We start from the raw sequence: 17,325 nt of genomic DNA, 5'->3' as shown, positions 1-17,325 counted from the left end.
TCCACTTGCCATATCTACCCATTCGCCTGGGTGAGCCGATCGATCAGCCATTGCCGACCTCGAGCAGTGATGTCTCCATCCGTGACCGTCACCCATCCGGCCAGCTGCCAGCGCTCGGCGAAGGCGCACTGATCACCGCTGAGAATGGCGACCGGCGGAGACAGGTCCGGCCACGCCAGCTCGGCGAAAACCTCTTCCGGCAAATCATCGGTGAAGTACTCCACCTCGGGCACCGGGCAGCCGGCCAACGCCAAGGCCCGAGCCACCGGCTCCAGCAGCGAGACGACCGCCTCGCTCACAGCCTGCCAGGCCGGTGGAATCGACCCACCGAGATCGAGCGGCAGCTCGGGCGCGGTCCCCGCCGCGACTTCCGAGGTCGTGAAGAGCGTCAGCTTGCCCGAGAACTGGAACAGATTGAGCATTGCCTGAAAACAGCGCCACTGCACCCGGTACGCCGTGGCCTGGGCACGGTGCTCCGCGCGATCATCCAGACGCAAGCCCAGACGCAACTGATCGAACCGGGCCGCCATGAGTGACGAATCCACGGGGGCATAGACGAGCAGATCCTCGGTCCGCGCCAGACGATTGATCCAGCACCAATCGCCTCGGTTGCCCGGCGCCAGCGGGGCCGGCCGTTCGCCGCGGCGCCACAGCTCGAACGCGGCCTGCAAGGCGGCGGGCTCGCTGCCGATCCCCTGCCCCGCCAGCAAGACCAGCGAGAAGCCGGCGGCATGGGTCGCCAAGGCGCTCCAGCTCTGCGCGTCCGGGGCGAGCAGAAACGCCTGCAACTGTTGCCACGGATGCCCACTCAACCGCTCGAGCGCGGGACAGGCGTGCCCTTGTCGCTTGAGGAGCTCCACCTGCGACGGCAGCAAGCGCTCGACGATGTGCGGTTGCAGAAACGCCAAGCGTGCCTGTGCATCCTCATCCAGCAGATCGTCCCAGCTCAGGCTCCAGACCCAGTAGCGCTCGGACTCCAGAATGGCGCGGCGCTTTTCGACGTCGTCCGTCAGGCGTGAGTCGGGCTCGCCAGGATGGACGTGCGGCTCGAAGCCATCCGCGAAGACAGCGACCGGACGCACGGCGGGATCGTCACAGCTCAGCATGAAGTCGGGCTGACAAGGCTTGGTCACACCCTGCGCCGGCCCGAGCTGTGGCTGGAGCTGAAGCTCCCAGGAACGGTCCGGACTGGGCAGCACGAAGCGAAAGCCGCGACGGCCCTGGATGAGCGTCTCCTGCCATTGCCCAGCGTTCTGCTCGACCCAAGCGCGCAGTCGCTCGACGAAGCGCTTCTCGAGCACGCTTCCGAACAAGGAAGCCGTATTGATCGTATCGAGCGCCTCCAGCACCCGCCGCTGCTCGCCCGCCGCGAGAAGATCCTTCAGCAGGCGAATCCCGCGCTCGCGGCTGATACTCCCCGCCCGGTGCTGCATGTGATAGGTGCGGATACAGCGGTAGCAGCCATCCGTATCGTCCTGCGTCTGGTGCAGGCGCCGGCACTCGCAGGTCTCGAGCGCATTCAGGGCGTGGCGGAGCACATCCATCATCCCCTCAGCCGGCCGCCCCTGCGTGTCCGTTTCCTGATACAGCGCCTTGAGAAAGCCCGTTCCGCCCGGCACCGCATCCATCAGCACCAGATAGCGGCGGGTGATCGAAGCCCCTGGGTCCGGCACGCTTTGCGCGCGGACCAGTAGGTGGGCGGGATTACCCTGGAAGCGCAACCGCAATCCCAAGTAAAGACTGGCCTCCAACGTATCCAGGTCTTCCGGCTCGACCTCGGGCAGCAGCAGCCGGATCGCCTCGGAGCGCAACTCCCGGTAAAGCCAGAGCTGTCGCCAGCGATGGGCGTCACCCGCACGTCCCTCGCGGTGGAGTGTCTCGGTCTGGCGCCGCCCGGAGCAGCTGCGCCGATGCTTGACCTCGGCGCGATTCCCGCCCGGCGGGACGACCACGCCACACTGCTCGCAGACCTCAAAGCCCTCTGGAACGCGGATCGACTCTCCAAAGGCCACAGCCTCCGGCTGATCGCCGTAGCCGGTATTGACCTCACGCAGTCGGATCGCCGCGCGGTACTCGATCCCGAACGGCAAGGGGTCGTGGCCCACCGCGCCGCTCGCCTGTGCGACCGTGGTGTCGAAACTCGGCACCAGCCGGTAGAAGGCATTCTCGCGCACCTCGCCGCGATCTCCGGACAAGGACTCGTAATACTCCATGTAAGAGATCGCCTGGGAGCGATGGAAGGGCAACAAGGCCCGATGCTGGCCCGTATCCGTCTGCCCGCCCTGACCGTCATAGCCGCACTGCGGACAGGCGGGCACGGCATCGGGTGAACGGACCTCGGCGGCCGTGCGCAGATGTCCGCAGACCCCGCACACCGCCCACTCCTCGATCAGCGGCTGGGTGCGCGAGCCGATCTCCAACTGCTGAATGGTGAAGACATGGCTGTGCGTATAGAAACGATTGGCGGGTGCCAGCTCGCGAATGGCCGACTGGGCGGCACGGATCAGTTCATAGGTCTTGACCCCAGCATCCGCGGTGCCGGCGGAAGTCAGCGTGTCGGCCGGGGCATTCGCCGGTCGACGCTGCTGGGCATACTGATTGTAGGTCGTCCCGGAGAAGCGCACCCCGCGCTCGGGAAAGGCATAGTTCGGCAGCAGGCCGTGCTCGATCAGGACCTCCAGCGCCGAGATCTCGCCGAGCTTGCGGGTACGGGCGGACAGGATCGTCTGCTCACGCTCGATCTCGGCCAGGGCCTCTCCATCGGTCCGAGGGTCCAGCTTCTTCTTCTGATCGTTCAGGCGATTGCGGGCATTCTGCAAGAGCTGACGCTGACTATTGAATTCCTGCGCCGCCTGCTCGATGCGCTCGCGCAGCCGCTCGGCGCGGGTCTCGACCAGGAAGCGCTCGACGGTGTCCTGCAATACCACTCGCGGGTCGGTGAAGCGCGCCAGGAACCCCTGTTGCAGCTCGGCCTCTTGGAGCACCATCCAGGCGAGTAACCTGGGGATGTGCCCGGACTGATTGACGATCACCTCGTCGACGAGCTGCCGGCCCGATCCAGGCAGATCGGTCAGGACACCGCGGTGAACCGCCGTGTCGAAGCAATAGGCGAGGAACTGTCGGACCAGCACGGCGCAGGCATCAAGCCAGCAGCCGGGCGGTTCGACCACCCCCCGCAGCAGATCGTCCGGTCGGGCGAAAAAGAAGAGGTCGTGCGGCCGCTGGTTGACGATCGAGAGCACCAGCGCGGTCCCCGTCTTGCGGCCGGCACGCCCGATCCGCTGCAGGAAGCTCGCGACCGAGGGCGGCACCGAGCACAGCAAGGTCGTGGAGAGATCGCCGATGTCGATCCCCATCTCCAGCGTCGAGGTCGCCGTGAGCACGTTGGGGTCGTCGGCATGTCCGCCGGTATTGAAGGAGAGCTCGAGCGCCTCGCGCTCCCGGGTGGTCAGCAGCCCCGTGTGCTCATGGGCGAAGACCCGGCGCAGCGCCCCCTTGCGATAGCGATCGCGATAATAGCCCTCGCGCTCATTGAGAGCCGCCACGCGATAACGCCCCTGATGATCGCGATACGAGAGGCTCGGCGCCCCCTCCCAGACCTCCGCCTCCCAGTCGGGCCGAAACAGCACCTGACCCGACTCGGCGCTGGCCAGCTTGCGTCCGGCCGGAAAGAGTCGCGCGATCCCAGCCCCAAGCGCATACCAGGACTTGGTGCCGTCCCGATGCACACAACGAAAGACGCCCGTCGCCGTCCCTTCTTCGAGGAGGGCGCGCAGCAGATCGAGCAGGCTGGCGTCATCGACCGCGGGCACCTCCAGCACCCGCCGCGCCCAAACCAATTGCCACGGCGTCTGCTGCCCGGCCGCGCTCGCAACGAGGAGATGATCGTGGGCCTTGTCCCGCTCCGTCACCAGAAGTCTCGGGCGATAGCGACCGGCCGGCGGATAGATCTCGCGGCCGTCGATCACGCGCCCGAACGGATGCTTGCCCCAGTAGTTCTGCCGTGCATAGGCGTCGAGATAGGGATGGTCGAGTCCACCCCGCTCGCGCTGGCGGTGCAGGACGCCCAGGATCCAGAGCCTGAGCGCCGCGTCGGACAACCCCTGGAGCGCTGGACTGATCCCCGGCAAGCGCGCACGCAGCCGGTGCACCGTGGTCTCGACCGCGTCCTGCTCCCAGCCAAGACAGGCGCCGCCATGCAGCTCCATGGTCCGGCCATGAGTCAGCATCAGGCTGAATTCGCTGGTCGCCTCCCATCCCAGCCGCTCGATGAGATCGCGCTGGAAGCCCGGCTCCGGATGCCGTCCGAGCGGATCGTTGCGCAGCTGCAGATAGGGACCGTACTCGCGCAGATCCGGCGGGATCAGGGTGGCAATGGCTTCGCGCAGCAGGCCCGGACGGCCGGGCTCGGGCTGCGACCAGTGGCGAAGCAGCTGAGCGCCGACCTCGCACAGGGGTAGCCCGGTCGGTCCGGCGGCATCCACCACATGCTGCAAGGCCGTGCGGAAGGTGAAATGGTAGGTCCGCGCCGAGAAGAAGCCAGCCCGATGGCTGGCGTCCTGAACGCTGTCGGTGAAGGCCAACAGCTTGGGATCCTGGTTCAGGACCGAGCCGAAGACCTCGTCGATCGCCACGCTCGCCGTGGTCGCCGCCCGTGCGCCCAAGAACATGAGCGTCCCTTCGGCATGGCAATGGGGACAGCGCTGTACGCCAATGGGCTGATGATTGTGCTCGAGCGTGCGCTGCTCGTAGACCACTTTGACGGGAAAGGTCGGCTCGCCGGTCAGCGGACCAGGTCCGGGACCGGTTCGCAGCGTCAGCTCGGTCGGGGCCAGAAACTGACGCGTCATCTCCAGCTCCTGCTGGCCGCCTGGCGGCAGCGGATCGTCGCCTTCCCGCCAGGGGCTCAGGATCACCAGCCGACGGGAGGGGGAGCGCTCGAAGCCCCAGCCGTCGTAGATGCGGCGCACATCGTCGTCGAGCGCCAGGCCCGCGACCTGCTGTCGGACCAGGCTGTCCTGATCGGGGTCGTGCAGGGCAACCCAGGCCGACTCCCCGCACTCGGTACAATGCACCGTCGGCAGCTGACGGCGCTCCGGCAGCGGATCGTCCAGCCAGCTGAAGCAAGGCTCGGGCGCCACTACCCGGCCGATGCGTCGCAGCTCACGGATCCAGAGCTGGATCTGGGTCGGCACGACGGGGAAGACGCGGCCCGAGCGCAGCTCGCGGGCCTGGGCCACCAGGGCGAGAAAGCCCATTAGAACCTGGCTCCGGCGCTCGACATCGCCCGTCTCGCGCAGACCGAAGTCCTCGGTCGAGAGCCGGCCGACGAGCTCGGTCCAGAGCACCACGCCCTCCTCGGTCACCCGCAGCAGGGCATGGAAGAGCGGCTGCGCGCGCAGCCACTCCCCAAGGGCCAGGCCCCAGCGATCCTCATTGGCCAGCGTTTCGGCGGCGAGTGGAGCGACCACCGGGTCCGCCGCCCGGTCCCGCACCCGCACCAGCCAGGGGTCGTCCGCGGCGACGGGATCGGCTGGGCCGCCGAACAGTGGGGCAAGGCGCCGAGCATAGGCGCTTGCCGTCTCGCCCTCGCGCGGCTCACACTCGGCCGCGTCCGGCAACCGCCCCGGGTCCTCGACCGGGCGAATGATCTCTTCCAGGCGACAGCGGTCCTCGCCGATCACGGCATCGTTGCTGATCGGTTCCTCGAACAGGGTCGAGGCGAAATCGCAGAGACGGTTGATGGGATCGTCGGTCGTCTCGTCCCCGCTCTCGGCAATGGTCGCACTGGTCCCAACCACGCAGAGCCGTCCCTTGGGGACCCCCAAACGCGCCTTCAGCCGACGGATCAGACAGGCGACATCGGCCCCTTGCGCGCCGTCGTAGGTATGCAGCTCGTCGAGGATCAGATAGCGCAGAAGATCCGGCGCCGCGTCGTTGTGCCGCCAAATGCCCTGATCCTTCGGACGCATCAGCAGGTAGTCCAACATCTTGTAGTTGGTCAGGAGGATGTCCGGCGGCTCCTCCTGCATGCGCACGCGATTGGTGATCGCCGTATAGGCGACCTTGCCGCCTGGCGTGCGTGGCGGGACGATCTGGACCTCGGAGTAGGTGCCCTCCTCCTCACCCGAGCGATCCTCCTGACCCGGCTGCATCCGCCCGGTGTAGAGTCCGACCCGAATGTGTGCCTTGCGCCGTGGCGTGCCGTCGACGACCGCCTCATAGGACAGATGCTCCGAGGTCAGAATCGCCTCGGCAAAGCGCCCGGCCTGGTCCGCCGCCAGCGCATTCATGGGATAGAGCACGATGGCCTTGATGCCCCGAGCCCGCCCGGCCCGATGCTCGCGCCAGCAATGATCCAGCACTGGAACGGAAAAGCACTCGGTCTTACCTGAGCCCGTCCCCGTGGTCACGATCACGGGGCGCGGTGTCTGCCCCTTGCTGGTCAGACGCTGCCACGCCAGCCACTGGTGTCGAAAGGGCGTGAAGGGGACCGGCAGATCGAAGAAGCCCTCGCCCCGATTGGACGCCAGCCGGAAAGGGCGGCGCAGTTGCAGCCAAGGCCCCTTGAACAGCCCATTTCCAGGCTGGGTGAAGAAGCGACGCAGCGCCCGCTCCACTTCGGAGTCGCGCATATGGAAGGTCGCCTCCAGATAGTGGAGGACCTGGCGGCGCACCTCGAAGGCAAGGGTGGCGGGAAGCATGGGTCAACAGAATCCGCTGTTGTTTACCGGGGCGACGTCGTCACACCGGAGAGTAACGCATCGTGCCGACGGATGCCGCTCGGTCATGGATATCTCATCCGAGAGTGCGCGGCTGAGCTCCGACGGTTCGATTCTATGGGGCATCGGGCGTCATGTTAGACATAAATTTTGGAGCTTAACGTTACACAGCCAAAAAAACATCGATAAATCAATCGAATGACCTGTCACCTCAAAAATGGCAGTCGACTGGATCAAGCTAACGCCCCAAACAGGGACACTGCACCGCGGACATGCAGCCACTTTCTTTTCAAAGCGTTACGAAAGACCCCAAGCTAGATCCAAGCTAGCTCAAGCTAAACGCCACTGACCGGCACGCTTGGTGTTTGCCCGCTGTTGCTCATTGATCGGAACGGATTGACGACCGTCAGATCACCTATGACCTGGCCATCCTGGAGATCCTCGGTCCAGAGACGCCGCGCACCGCTCGCAAGCGCTGTTTCGATGATGAGGCTGTCCCAGAAGGAAAAGCCCGAGGTCTCGATCCGCCGTGTGGCGGCGGCAATCAGGGGCACCGTGACTTCGGCGACCTCCGCGATCTCCGAGAAATCCAGAATCGCCTCACGAGCGGTCGCGATCGGAAGCCCCTGCTTGGCCGCTTTGGTCACGGTGGCGAAGAACTCCTGGAGAACCTGTGTGCTGAGCACCGGAATCGCCTCCTGGCATGCCCGGCGCCACAGACTTTGCGCGATGGCTTGCTTGTCAGGCTCCTTTGCATCGAACAGGTAGACCAGGACGTTGGTGTCGAGGAACCAGCGCTCAGCGCTCATGGAGGCTCTCGCGATTCCAAGGAGCATCCCCGCGCTCGATCGGATGCGCGTTCGCAAGCCGGAGCACCTTGTCCAAGGCCGCCAGCCGTTTCACACGGAACGCGTCGAGCGACTCGGCTTCAGTGCCTTGATGCCTCGATTCGTCTCTCGCGCCTTGGGGCGGAGTCGGGTCGCCAACCGATGTCAGATCGTCACCGTCGTACGACTGCTCGAGAATCCTGATCTCGTTGGGTGAGAAATGCTCCAGGAGCCAGAGAAACTTATCGCTGACCTGATCGTCGATCGCCAATGTCACGGTCTTCATTCAATGAGTCCTCATGATGGAATCAGCTCAGCCCGAGCCGTTCGGTGAACACGGCCCACGCCCGGCGGTAGTCGTCGATGCGGTCGACCGGCACGAAGGGCGGGTGGAAGGTGCGGGTGCGGGTCTGGTTGCCGTTGTCGATGGTCCAACTGACGGTGACCGGGGTGGTGCCGTCGTGGTGGGTCAGGGCCTCGCGCAGCTCCTTGGCGCCGGGGTCCTTGCGGGTGGTGTTGGGCAGGCGGCGGCCGGTGGCGTCGTAGCGGTCGGCCTCCTCGTAGGCCCCCATCACCGGGAATTGGACACTGTAGATCTGGATCAGCTCCTCGGGCGTGAGGTTCAGGGCGAGCGCGACCAGGACGTCGATCTCCAACAGGGCCTGACGGCGCTCGCGTTCGGTGCGCAGGGCGCAGCCGCGCTGCCACTCGGGGGTCAGCTCGGACCAGCGCAACGTGCGTTGGTGCTCTTGTAGGGTGGGTTGAGCGCAGCGAAACCCACCATCCCGGTTCGACGCGTCGGACAGGTCGCAGGTGAAGGCATCGTCTCGGATTGCAGGATCGAAGGCGGATGACCAGAGGTCGGCGTAGTGGGTGGTGAGGCACGTAAGCCGGGCAACGCGCTGAATGATCAGCGAGCTATTCGAAGACATGAGAGGGAATGTCAGCAAAGTGCTCTCGTAAATGTCTCCTCGCCCACCGACTCTGACCAAGAAATCCCAGAGAATGCTTTGAGCGCAACCGCCGAATAGCAGCGCATTCTGATACCGCAAGAAGGCGATGCTGAAAACAGGGTGAATATGCGAAAAGCCGGCTGGCAGGATCGCCGGCATGAGTGTCCGCTCATTGGCCGGATGTCCTCTCCGACGATGCGCATAACGATGGAAGGCGGTTAGCGGTCTTGGCAGCCACAGCATCGCATCAGCATCTGGCCGCCCCTGGCTCAGCCGAACAGCGCTGAACCGATTGGCGAAGGCTTCGCTATTACGCGTCCCTTCATTGGCCAGCAGCCAGCGCATGGCATCCTCGACATCACCCTCCCATTCCACGAAATAGCCGAACTGCCGCGCCGTTCGAGCACCAGGCTTGCTCGGGTCGACGCCATACAGCCGCAATGGCTCGCCCAGCAGCGCCTCCCAAGCCGGGAGATCTGTCTCACGGATCGGCCAGAACCCGCCCGAGACATTCTCGGGCCTGCGTGGCCTCGGCCATTCGGGGATGGCCGCCAGAAAGGCGCTCGGATCACCGTCCCGATCGCCCGGCCGGTAGAGTGCGCGCGGCAGATAGTCGTCCGGGATCTCGGTGAGGTCGATATCGTCGTAATCCGCCCCCTTGACGCCGAGGCTCTGGGTCCGCGGTGTGCGATTCAGCGGATTGCCGACGAAGAAATGCGGACCGGAGACGACCCAGTCGTCGGCGCTCCGGGGCTGGAAGGTGGGATCGGCCTCCCGGGTGATGAGGCCGTCACGCTGGGCATTGGATTCGTGGAACATCTCCGTGGCGAAGTAGTCGCCCTTGAGATCCCCCAGCCGACGCGGTGCAGCGGCGAACTTCTCCAGCACCGCGAGTAGGGGCCGGCTGTGCACCTGCGGCAGACGGGCCTGGAGCGGCGGTGTCCCGGCGTCCTCGAAGAGCCGGGCGAAGAGACCCAGCTCATGCTCGGTGATGGTCAGGATGCGCTCGCGGTGGCCGCGCGTCTCCCAGGCGCCCGCGTCGCTCTTGATGCCGGGGATGGGGTCATGGGGATTCTGGTGGCGCTGGGAGTGGTCGATCGTTGCGGTATCGAACAGATTGAACATGGCGCGCATCTTCGCGGGGCCAGGTTGGCCGCGATAGATGTTGAGGCTGAATCCCATGACGTGATGAACATCGTTGAACAGGTTACGCTCATTCCTGAGCTGATAATGCCCCAGCAACCGCCGGTAGTACCCCTCCCGAAACACCCCACCCTTCGGATCATCGAACACCCCTTCCGGATGCAGCAGCCCGGCCACACCCTGCCCGCCCAAGAGCCCCCAACTGCGCTCGATGAAGTTCTTGTAGAGGTTGGTCTGAACCCCGGCGAGGCTGGGATAGAGGGTGCGATCGTTGAGAAAGACGCCGGCGCCCTCCCCTTGCTCGAAGGCTTTGCGATAGCGCCGCCGCTGGCCCTCGTCCGCGAGCAGCGTCGCGCGCTCGCGGTTGTAGGTCGCCGACTTGGCCTCCCGCACACCCAGCAGGGGCGAGAATTCGGCCAGCAGCGGGGCGTCGTTCCAGCTCACCTTGATCCAGGGCGGATTGCCGAACATCAGGTCGAACCCGCGCGGTGGCTCGCGCTGCCCCTCGAAGCCCGGCCCCAGCACCTCGGTGAAGACCAGCTCCCAATGATGGAAGGGCTGATCCTCGGCGATGGCTCGGGCGATGTCGTGGAACCGGCTTCCAGCCGGTTCCGGTCGCCGGCTGGAAGCCGGCGCTACGAGCACCTCGGCCGCGTCGAGCCAGGCCGCCCGGCTCGGCAGGCTGTCCGCCGCCTCCAGCGGCCAGAAATAGAGCGCGCACCAGGCATCCATCAGGCGCTTGAGCCGCTGGAAGGCGCTCGACTCGGACTCCAACCGCGCCTTGATCGCCTCGCGCTCGGCGAGCGTGGTCTGGCCGGAGCCGTCGGCCTTTTCCAGGCAACCGCTCGGATCTTGCGGAACCGTTTGCGGCCAAACGCTCGCCGAACAACGGCTGCGCTCCAGCGCCTCGGCGCGCTCGCGGGCGTACGCCTCCCACAGCCGGTCGATGCGCTCGCAGAGCCGACGCGCGGTGCCCAACTGCTCGCGGGTCCATTTCGCCTTGACCTGGGTCTTGTGCCACTCGCCGATGGCCTTGCAGGGCTCCGGCCAGAAGGACCGCATCAGCTTGTCGCGCGCCGCCGGGGTCATGTCCGCGCCCCAGACCAGGAAGTGATAGATCTCCTCGGGCTTGCGCGACTCGCCCGGCTTGAGCTGTCGCGGCGCCTGGGCGTCGGCGCCGAGATGCGTGCCGTCGAGGAGCTGCCGCTCGGTCCAGACCGCGCGGCGGGCGCCGATGAGGCTGTTGCCGGGTCGCAGCCGCAGACCGAGCCAGGGGGTGGCGCCGGAACGAAAGTCGGTCGAGCGCACATCCTCGTCCGGGCCAGAGCCACTCAACCTGTTCCCCGCCCCTTCATCGTCGGACGGCGCGGGGACCGGCAGCCGATGAATGGTGGCCAGCCACAGCGAGAGCGCGCCCAGCTCGACCGCCGTGGGGTTGAGGTCGACGCCATAGAGGTTGTCGACGGCGATGGCATGCATGACACGGCGGCGCTGGTCGGCATAGTCGCCGGGGTCGATGCTCGTGCCGACCTGCTTCTGCTTGAGGTCCAGATAGCGGTCGGCGAGCTGGCCGATGGCCTCGACCAGGAAGGCCGCCGAGCCCATCGCCGGCTCGCAGATCTTGAGCCCGAGCAGGCGGTCCGCCTCCGCCGGACCGATGTCCTTGAGCCGCTCGTTCAGGGTCTCGCGCACCAGGGCCTGGGTAAGCACGGCCGGCGTGTAATAGGAGGCGCTGTTGACCCGGTCCACGCCGTTGAGATGGAGAATGAATTCGCCGGTTTTGTAGATGCGCGGCTGGCGGGTGCGCGACTCGAGCACGACCTCGCCGGGCTTGAAGTCCTCGAGCCGCTCAGCGGGGGTGAGCCAGGTGGGGATGGCGGGATCCAGGTCGTCGTCGAAGACCGGCTTGCCGTCCTTGGGCCTCTGGAGCACCTGAATCAGGTCCTGGGTGGCGAAGAAGCCCTTGTAGGAGAGCAGTCCCTCGTAGACGGCGCCGAGCTGGTTGATGCCCAGCTCGGCATAGTTGATGCGCCCGATCTGCCGCCCGCGCTCGCCGGTGCCGAGGCTCAACGCGCGGATGACCCGATGCAGCACCCGGTTGGGCAGCCGCACCCGGTCGAGCAAGGGCGTCGACGTCGGCGCAAACAGTGTGGCGGTGAGCGGCTGGACGATGAAGGTCTTGGCCAAACGGGCGCTGGCTGGCGCGCGCCGGACCGGAGGAGTGCGCTTGCGCTCGGCCACGGTGACGTCGTCCAGGGCCAGCTCGGCCTGCACGCCGCCGAAGAGATCGAGCTGAGTTGGGATGCCCCCGCGCCAGGGGGCCTGATCGTCTCCGGTGAGCCGCTCCATGTCTTCGGCCTCGGGATGGAAGCCCTGGTGGATGAGACCGAAAAGCCGCTCCAGGTGCTCGGCGTCGTAGGTGCCGTTCTCGCTGGTGGTGCCGGGCTCGCCGCGATCGGCCAGGTCGCGCAGGGCCTCCAGGCTGTAGCCGAGCCGGTAGACACCGTCGGTCATGGGCAGGACGCCCAGCTCGCTGCCGCGCGCCTCGGCGTAGAGACAGAAGAGCAGACGGTAGACATAGACCAACGCCTCGTGGCGCAGCTGCTCGGCGGTGACCGCGCGCGAGCCGTCCGGCAACGGATCCTCGCGCTCGCCGAGCTGGCGATAGCCCAGGTTGCGCGCCCGGCGCGCCTCGACCCAGCCATTGGCGATGTCGGCGATGGCCGCGCGCACCGCCGCCTGGAGCTTGGCCGAGACACCATGGGTGCTGCGCTGGCTGCCCTGACGCAGCCGCTCGTGGAGCACCTCGTCCGACTCGGCCTCGGGGGCCAGGGTGACGCGGGCCAGCAAGGCGGCGATGGCCTCGAATGTACGCGCCTGCTTGCGGGCGAAGGCGTCGTCGAGGTCGACGGCGAGATAGCGCCCCTGGGCATAGGTGTGGGCATCGAAGAGATAGACGCGGCTGCCGGCCAACAGCATCAGCCAACGGGGGCGATCCTCTTGGGCGAAGAGGCGCGCGATCGCCTTCTCCCAGGACGCGTCGAGGATGGGCCAGTCGCTCGGAGAGACCGCCGTGGACCAGCTTGGAGCGCTGACCGGCAGCTCCAGCGGCTCTTCGTCCTGCTCGCCGCCGCCGAGGCAGAAGGGGGTCTCACAGATTGCGAGCCAGGGCTGCTGGTGGCGATGGAGTAAGGCGCGCGCCGGGAGCCGGCTTTTCTCGCTGGTCAGATCGAGCCAGTGCGTCTCGGGGGTAGAGTCGGCGGCATAGCCGAGCGCGTCGAGGAGCTGGCCGTGCCAGGCGGCCAGCGCCTCGGCCTTCGCCGTCAGGCGTTGCAGCGGATCAGGGATCTCCAGAGCCTGGGCCTTGGCGCGGAAATAGCCATCCGACAAGGCCTGAAGCCGGCGCGGGACCGAGCGCGATCCCTGCTCCTTCCAAGCCTTGACCCGGTCGGCGATGTCCTTGGGAAACTGCTCGGCCAGATAGTGGACGGCATAGTATTCGCCGATGTTCGCAATGGCGCTGTCCAGCGACATGGGATGGCTGCTCCTTGAAACGATGGCGTCCGCTCTGGCGATGCATCAGTAGTGGTAACGTCCCTGCAGAAACTCGACGCGATCCGCCTTGACCAGATAGACACAGCGATGCTCCTGGGTCAGTCGGCGTGACCAGACGTCGCTGCCCAGATATTTGAGCGGCTCGGGCTTGCCGATCCCCTTGAAGGGATCGCGCAGCACGGCCTCGACCAGGTCCAGCAGGCGCTTGGCCGTGCGCCGCTCGGTCTCGACCCAATGGCGCAGGTCTTCGATGAATTCTGGATGGAAGACCGCGAGTCGCTTGGGCTCAGTTTTCATGGGACTCAGTCTTCAAGCCCGACCGCCTGGCGCAGGTCCGTGACGGACAGCGGCTCGATCGCATCGCCACGGGCACGCGCGAGGGCCGTCAGCAGGCGCTCGGCGTTCCGTGGCGAGCGCAGCAGATGCGCGGTCTCCATCAAGCCCTCCAGCTCGTCGGCGGCGATGATGGCCACGGCGTCCCCGCCGCGGCGGCGGACCATGATGACCTCACGATCCTCGATCGCCCGGTCCATGAACGACTTGAGCTGCTCGCGTGCTTGGCTGTAGGTAGTTTCGATCGTCATGGGTGTGGCCTTCGGCGGAAGTTGGACAGATGGTCTGTACGGTAGCATGATGCTGGTCGTGCTGTGATTAGGCTCCTCCAAATCTCTCTCGATGCGAATGAGGCTTGCGTCATGACGGCTTATCGAACCCAGGTCACGATCGAGGATCCGGCGCGGCTGGAGCTGCGGAACCTACCCTTTCGGCCAGGCCAGCACATCAAAGTGATCCTGGTCGACGATGCCGAGCATGAGCAGCGCGCCCGCCGCTGGCGCGACCTCTTTGCACGCACGCAGGCGCTTCCTCAGGCCACGCAATTGACAGACGAGGATATCTCTCGCGAGATCGAGGCCTATCGCAGCGGCCAATGAGAGTCGTCATCGACACCAATGTACTCATTTCGGCCGCGCTCAAGGTGACAGGGATTTCAGCGATGCCCAGCGCATGCTCGAGACGATCATCCTCAAGGCGGCCGACTTCATGCGGGTGATGGCTGAGCAAGCTCAATAGCGATTACGCCCCCTCGATCGCCAGCACCAAGCGCGTCGAGGGCTCGTCGCTGGCCAGAAGGTGGGTGTCCTTCCAGTTGTCCTCGCGGTCACGCAGGTACCTTTCCATTTCGTCCAACTGACGCCGCAGCTGCAAGGCCCGCTTGCCCTCGGGCGGGAGGTCGCGCAAGGCGCCCTCGATGTGCTCCGCCCGCCGTTGGAACCAGCGCTTGAGACGGCGTTCCTCCTCGTCCAGCCTCGGCTTGATCTGCTCCTGGCGCTGGTCCTTGAGCTGACGCAGATGGCGGAGACTTTCCTCGACGGCGCCCTCAACGAAGCCGGCCAAAAGGCTGTCCGGCAATCGCGAGCCACGTCCGGTGTTGGCCAGCGATGCGAAGCGCGCCTCGGCCAGTGCTTCCTTCAGCGGGCGCCGCTCGATCTTGCCACTCTTGCGGTAGGACACGGCATGGGTGTCGACGATCAAGGGGGTGCCAGCGCGCGAGCTGACCTGCCCGATGAAACAGAACAGCAGCTCGCCGGCCTCCAGATGAGGCGAGGCGATCAGCGGCGCCTCGCCACGCTGCATCAGCATCATGAGCCGCTCGGAGAGCCACTGGAGCACGGGATGCTGATCGGTGAGCAGCAGCTCTGGCGACCACTGACCCTTCTGTGCCAAGGCCGCCTTGATAGCCCGGTCGACCCGCTCGGGGTCGGTGGTGAGATAGAGGTGACCGTCCTCGGGCCAGGCCTCCTCGGGAATCGCGGTGGCGCCGAAGATGACGTCGCTCCCACGCGCGGACCCGGCACCGCTCCCCGAGCGTGGCGCGCCGAGCCGACGGCGCAGATCGTCCGGAGGATTGAGGACGACCTGTGCGGCGGTCTTCTGGAGCGGCGCGAAGGCGTCGCCGACCTGCGCGTCCGCCAGGGTGCGATACCCCAGCTCCAGGAAGTCCGCGTTGGACATCAGCCGGATGCGCGAGTTGTCGATGACGGCCGGCGCGGACTGGGCCGCGTTCGCCGGTGCCTCCGTCTGGCCGGTCAGAAAAGCGAGCCAGTCGTCGTGACCCTGAGCATTCGCGGCGAGCAGCAGGGACTCCAGCTCGGCACTCTCCGCGGTCTCCGGGTTGGCGCGGTCCAGCACCTCCCGGTCGGCCGCCAGGATGCCTCGGGTGGCGATGTACTCCTCTTCCCGGTCGGAATCGTAGAGCTTGAGCAGGCTCTCGCCGCTGCGGGTCGAGCGGTTGATCTCCTCGACCTTCTCGACCAGACGCTCGAAGATGGCTTCATCGCCGTCGAGGAAGCCTTCCTGCGTGCGCACCATGAGATAGCGGATGACGGGGCTGTGACGCTGACCGAAGCGGTCGATGCGTCCGTTGCGCTGGATCAGGGTGATGATGGACCAGGGGAGATCGTAGTGGATGATGTGATGACACTGGTGATGGAGGTTGACGCCCTCCGAGGCGACGTCGGTCGCCAAGAGCAGGCGCATCGGGCTGACGCCGGTCCCGAAGGATTCGATGGTCGCCGCCAGGTGGATATCGGCCATGCCGCCGTGGATGATGGCCAAGGGCTGGTTCGGCTGATCCTCCGGCTTCTCGCTGAACTTGAGACGGAAGTGCTTGGCCAGCGCGCCGGCAAGCTGGCTCTGGGTCACCCTGCTCTCGGTGAAGACGAGCAGACGTGGGCTCTTCGCCGTCCCGTTCCAGCCCAGCGACTCGAGCTCCCTCACCAGCAGTCGAAAGCGCGCGCTGTCGGCGATCGTCAGGCCCGCCAGGGCCTCGTGCAGGGGTTGCAGGGCCTGGGCCTCGGGCGACCCAGGATCGGTGTCGCGCAACTGACGCAGACGCTTCTCGACCGTGGAGCGACAGGCCTCCGGGCTGGAGAGGAAGGACTTGTAGAGACCCCACTGAACGATGCCCGTGGCGACCAGGGTCCGGTCGAGGATCCGTTGACGTAGCTCCGCCAGAATGCGGTAGACGCGTTCCTCCGCCGGGGTGGCCGGGACACGCGTGCGCGGGAGCGGCACGACCTCGCGCGAGGCGAAGTGCTCGCCCGCCTCGGCGCGCACATCCTCCTTGAATCGCATCAGGAAGAATGGCTTGATATCGGATGCCTCGTACTCGCGCAGCTTCGGATCGGGGATGGCCGAGGGATCGAGCAGACTGATCAGCCGGCCGAAGGTCTCGCGCTTGCCGTTGTGCGGAGTCGCTGTGGTCAGCAGCATGCTGTTGGCACGACGCGCGAGACGCCGCGCCAGGCGGTAGCTCAGATGCTTCTCTGGATTGCCCCCGCCGGCAACGTTGTGCGCCTCGTCGATCACGACCACATCCCAGCGAGTGTCCTCCAGGAAATGGCTGTAGCGGCCGATGTCCTTGAGGGTATCGATCGAGATGATGAGACGGTGATAGACCTCGAAGGGGTTCTTGGAGGCCGGGATCTTGAGCTGGAGGCGCGCCAAGCCTGTCGAGTCGAGCCGCACCAGTGGAATGGCAAAGCGGTTCCAGAGTTCGGCCTGGAACTGGGCGAGCATCGACTTCTTGGCCAGCACCAGGATGCGATCCGCCTGGCCGCGCTTCATCAGCTCGGAGAGGATCATGCCGACCTCGATGGTCTTGCCCAGTCCCACGGCGTCGGCGAGCAAAAGGCGTGGGCGCAGCTGGGCGATGGCGCGCTGGACGGCCTCTTTCTGGTAGCCCATAGGCGTAAAGGCGCCCATGCCGTCCACATGCGGATCAGGGTCCGTCAGGGGCATCTGGCGCAACTGGGCCTCGAGAAAGAGCTTCGCGCGCGCGTAACCGCCGCTTGCGTCAGGCACCAGTCGGGTCCGACGCGGATCGACCGGCTCGATCTGCTCCAGCTGGGTGAGAAAGGCGGTTTCATGCCCACGAGTCAGATCATCGGCGCCGACACAGTAGAGCACCTGATCGCGGCGGCTCGCCGCTTCCACCCGCGTCACCAGCCATTCGGCATCGCGACAGAGGACGCGCATCCCTGGTGAGAAGACCATCGATTCATGACTCCTTATTCGAACAAACTTGCCTGCACTGGCTGCTCAATGACGGGCCGGTAGCGGACG

General features: G+C 66.1%; 8 protein-coding genes. 1 reads left to right on the top strand and 7 read right to left on the bottom strand.

Annotated features, from left to right (window positions below):
- Positions 1-14 precede the first annotated feature (14 nt).
- The 6 genes from G3480_RS06025 to G3480_RS06000 form a co-directional block, all read right to left on the bottom strand.
- Positions 15-6,704, bottom strand: coding sequence for a DEAD/DEAH box helicase (locus G3480_RS06025; RefSeq protein ID WP_164652770.1), 6,690 nt, complete (start codon positions 6,702-6,704; stop codon positions 15-17).
- 353 nt (positions 6,705-7,057) lie between these two features.
- Entirely contained in the window at positions 7,058-7,531 is a 474-nt protein-coding gene (locus tag G3480_RS06020; RefSeq protein ID WP_164652769.1) for a PIN domain-containing protein, read from the bottom strand.
- Complete coding sequence (locus G3480_RS06015; RefSeq protein ID WP_164652750.1) at positions 7,521-7,835, bottom strand: hypothetical protein; 315 nt, start codon at positions 7,833-7,835, stop codon at positions 7,521-7,523. The genes G3480_RS06020 and G3480_RS06015 overlap by 11 nt, the downstream gene beginning before the upstream one ends.
- Positions 7,836-7,857: 22 nt before the next feature.
- Complete coding sequence (locus G3480_RS06010; protein ID WP_164652768.1) at positions 7,858-13,179, bottom strand: hypothetical protein; 5,322 nt, start codon at positions 13,177-13,179, stop codon at positions 7,858-7,860.
- A gap of 45 nt (positions 13,180-13,224) precedes the next feature.
- Complete coding sequence (locus tag G3480_RS06005) at positions 13,225-13,497, bottom strand: Txe/YoeB family addiction module toxin (RefSeq protein ID WP_164652767.1); 273 nt, start codon at positions 13,495-13,497, stop codon at positions 13,225-13,227.
- Positions 13,498-13,502: 5 nt separating this feature from the next.
- Positions 13,503-13,784, bottom strand: coding sequence for a type II toxin-antitoxin system Phd/YefM family antitoxin (locus G3480_RS06000; RefSeq protein WP_164652766.1), 282 nt, complete (start codon positions 13,782-13,784; stop codon positions 13,503-13,505).
- Between the two features lie 111 nt (positions 13,785-13,895).
- Between G3480_RS06000 and G3480_RS05995 the strand changes: the two genes are divergently transcribed.
- On the top strand, positions 13,896-14,132 hold the full coding sequence (locus tag G3480_RS05995) for a hypothetical protein (RefSeq protein WP_164652765.1): 237 nt from the start codon (positions 13,896-13,898) through the stop codon (positions 14,130-14,132).
- 142 nt (positions 14,133-14,274) lie between these two features.
- Here the strand turns inward: G3480_RS05995 and G3480_RS05990 are convergent, their stop codons facing one another.
- On the bottom strand, positions 14,275-17,256 hold the full coding sequence (locus G3480_RS05990; protein ID WP_240905625.1) for a DEAD/DEAH box helicase: 2,982 nt from the start codon (positions 17,254-17,256) through the stop codon (positions 14,275-14,277).
- Positions 17,257-17,325: the final 69 nt, after the last annotated feature.

This window comes from Thiorhodococcus mannitoliphagus, assembly GCF_010915725.1.
Taxonomy (GTDB): Bacteria; Pseudomonadota; Gammaproteobacteria; order Chromatiales; family Chromatiaceae; genus Thiorhodococcus; species Thiorhodococcus mannitoliphagus.
The sequence above is the reverse complement of the archived record's forward strand: the minus strand, read 5'-3'. Positions and strand labels throughout refer to the sequence as shown.

Coding starts and splice junctions, on each gene's coding strand:
- G3480_RS06005 (WP_164652767.1), bottom strand. CDS start 13,497: ATGAAAACTGAGCCCAAGCGACTCGCGGTCTTCCATCCAGAATTCATC.
- G3480_RS06025 (WP_164652770.1), bottom strand. CDS start 6,704: ATGCTTCCCGCCACCCTTGCCTTCGAGGTGCGCCGCCAGGTCCTCCAC.
- G3480_RS05995 (WP_164652765.1), top strand. CDS start 13,896: ATGACGGCTTATCGAACCCAGGTCACGATCGAGGATCCGGCGCGGCTG.
- G3480_RS06020 (WP_164652769.1), bottom strand. CDS start 7,531: ATGAGCGCTGAGCGCTGGTTCCTCGACACCAACGTCCTGGTCTACCTG.
- G3480_RS06015 (WP_164652750.1), bottom strand. CDS start 7,835: ATGAAGACCGTGACATTGGCGATCGACGATCAGGTCAGCGATAAGTTT.
- G3480_RS05990 (WP_240905625.1), bottom strand. CDS start 17,256: ATGGTCTTCTCACCAGGGATGCGCGTCCTCTGTCGCGATGCCGAATGG.
- G3480_RS06000 (WP_164652766.1), bottom strand. CDS start 13,784: ATGACGATCGAAACTACCTACAGCCAAGCACGCGAGCAGCTCAAGTCG.
- G3480_RS06010 (WP_164652768.1), bottom strand. CDS start 13,179: ATGTCGCTGGACAGCGCCATTGCGAACATCGGCGAATACTATGCCGTC.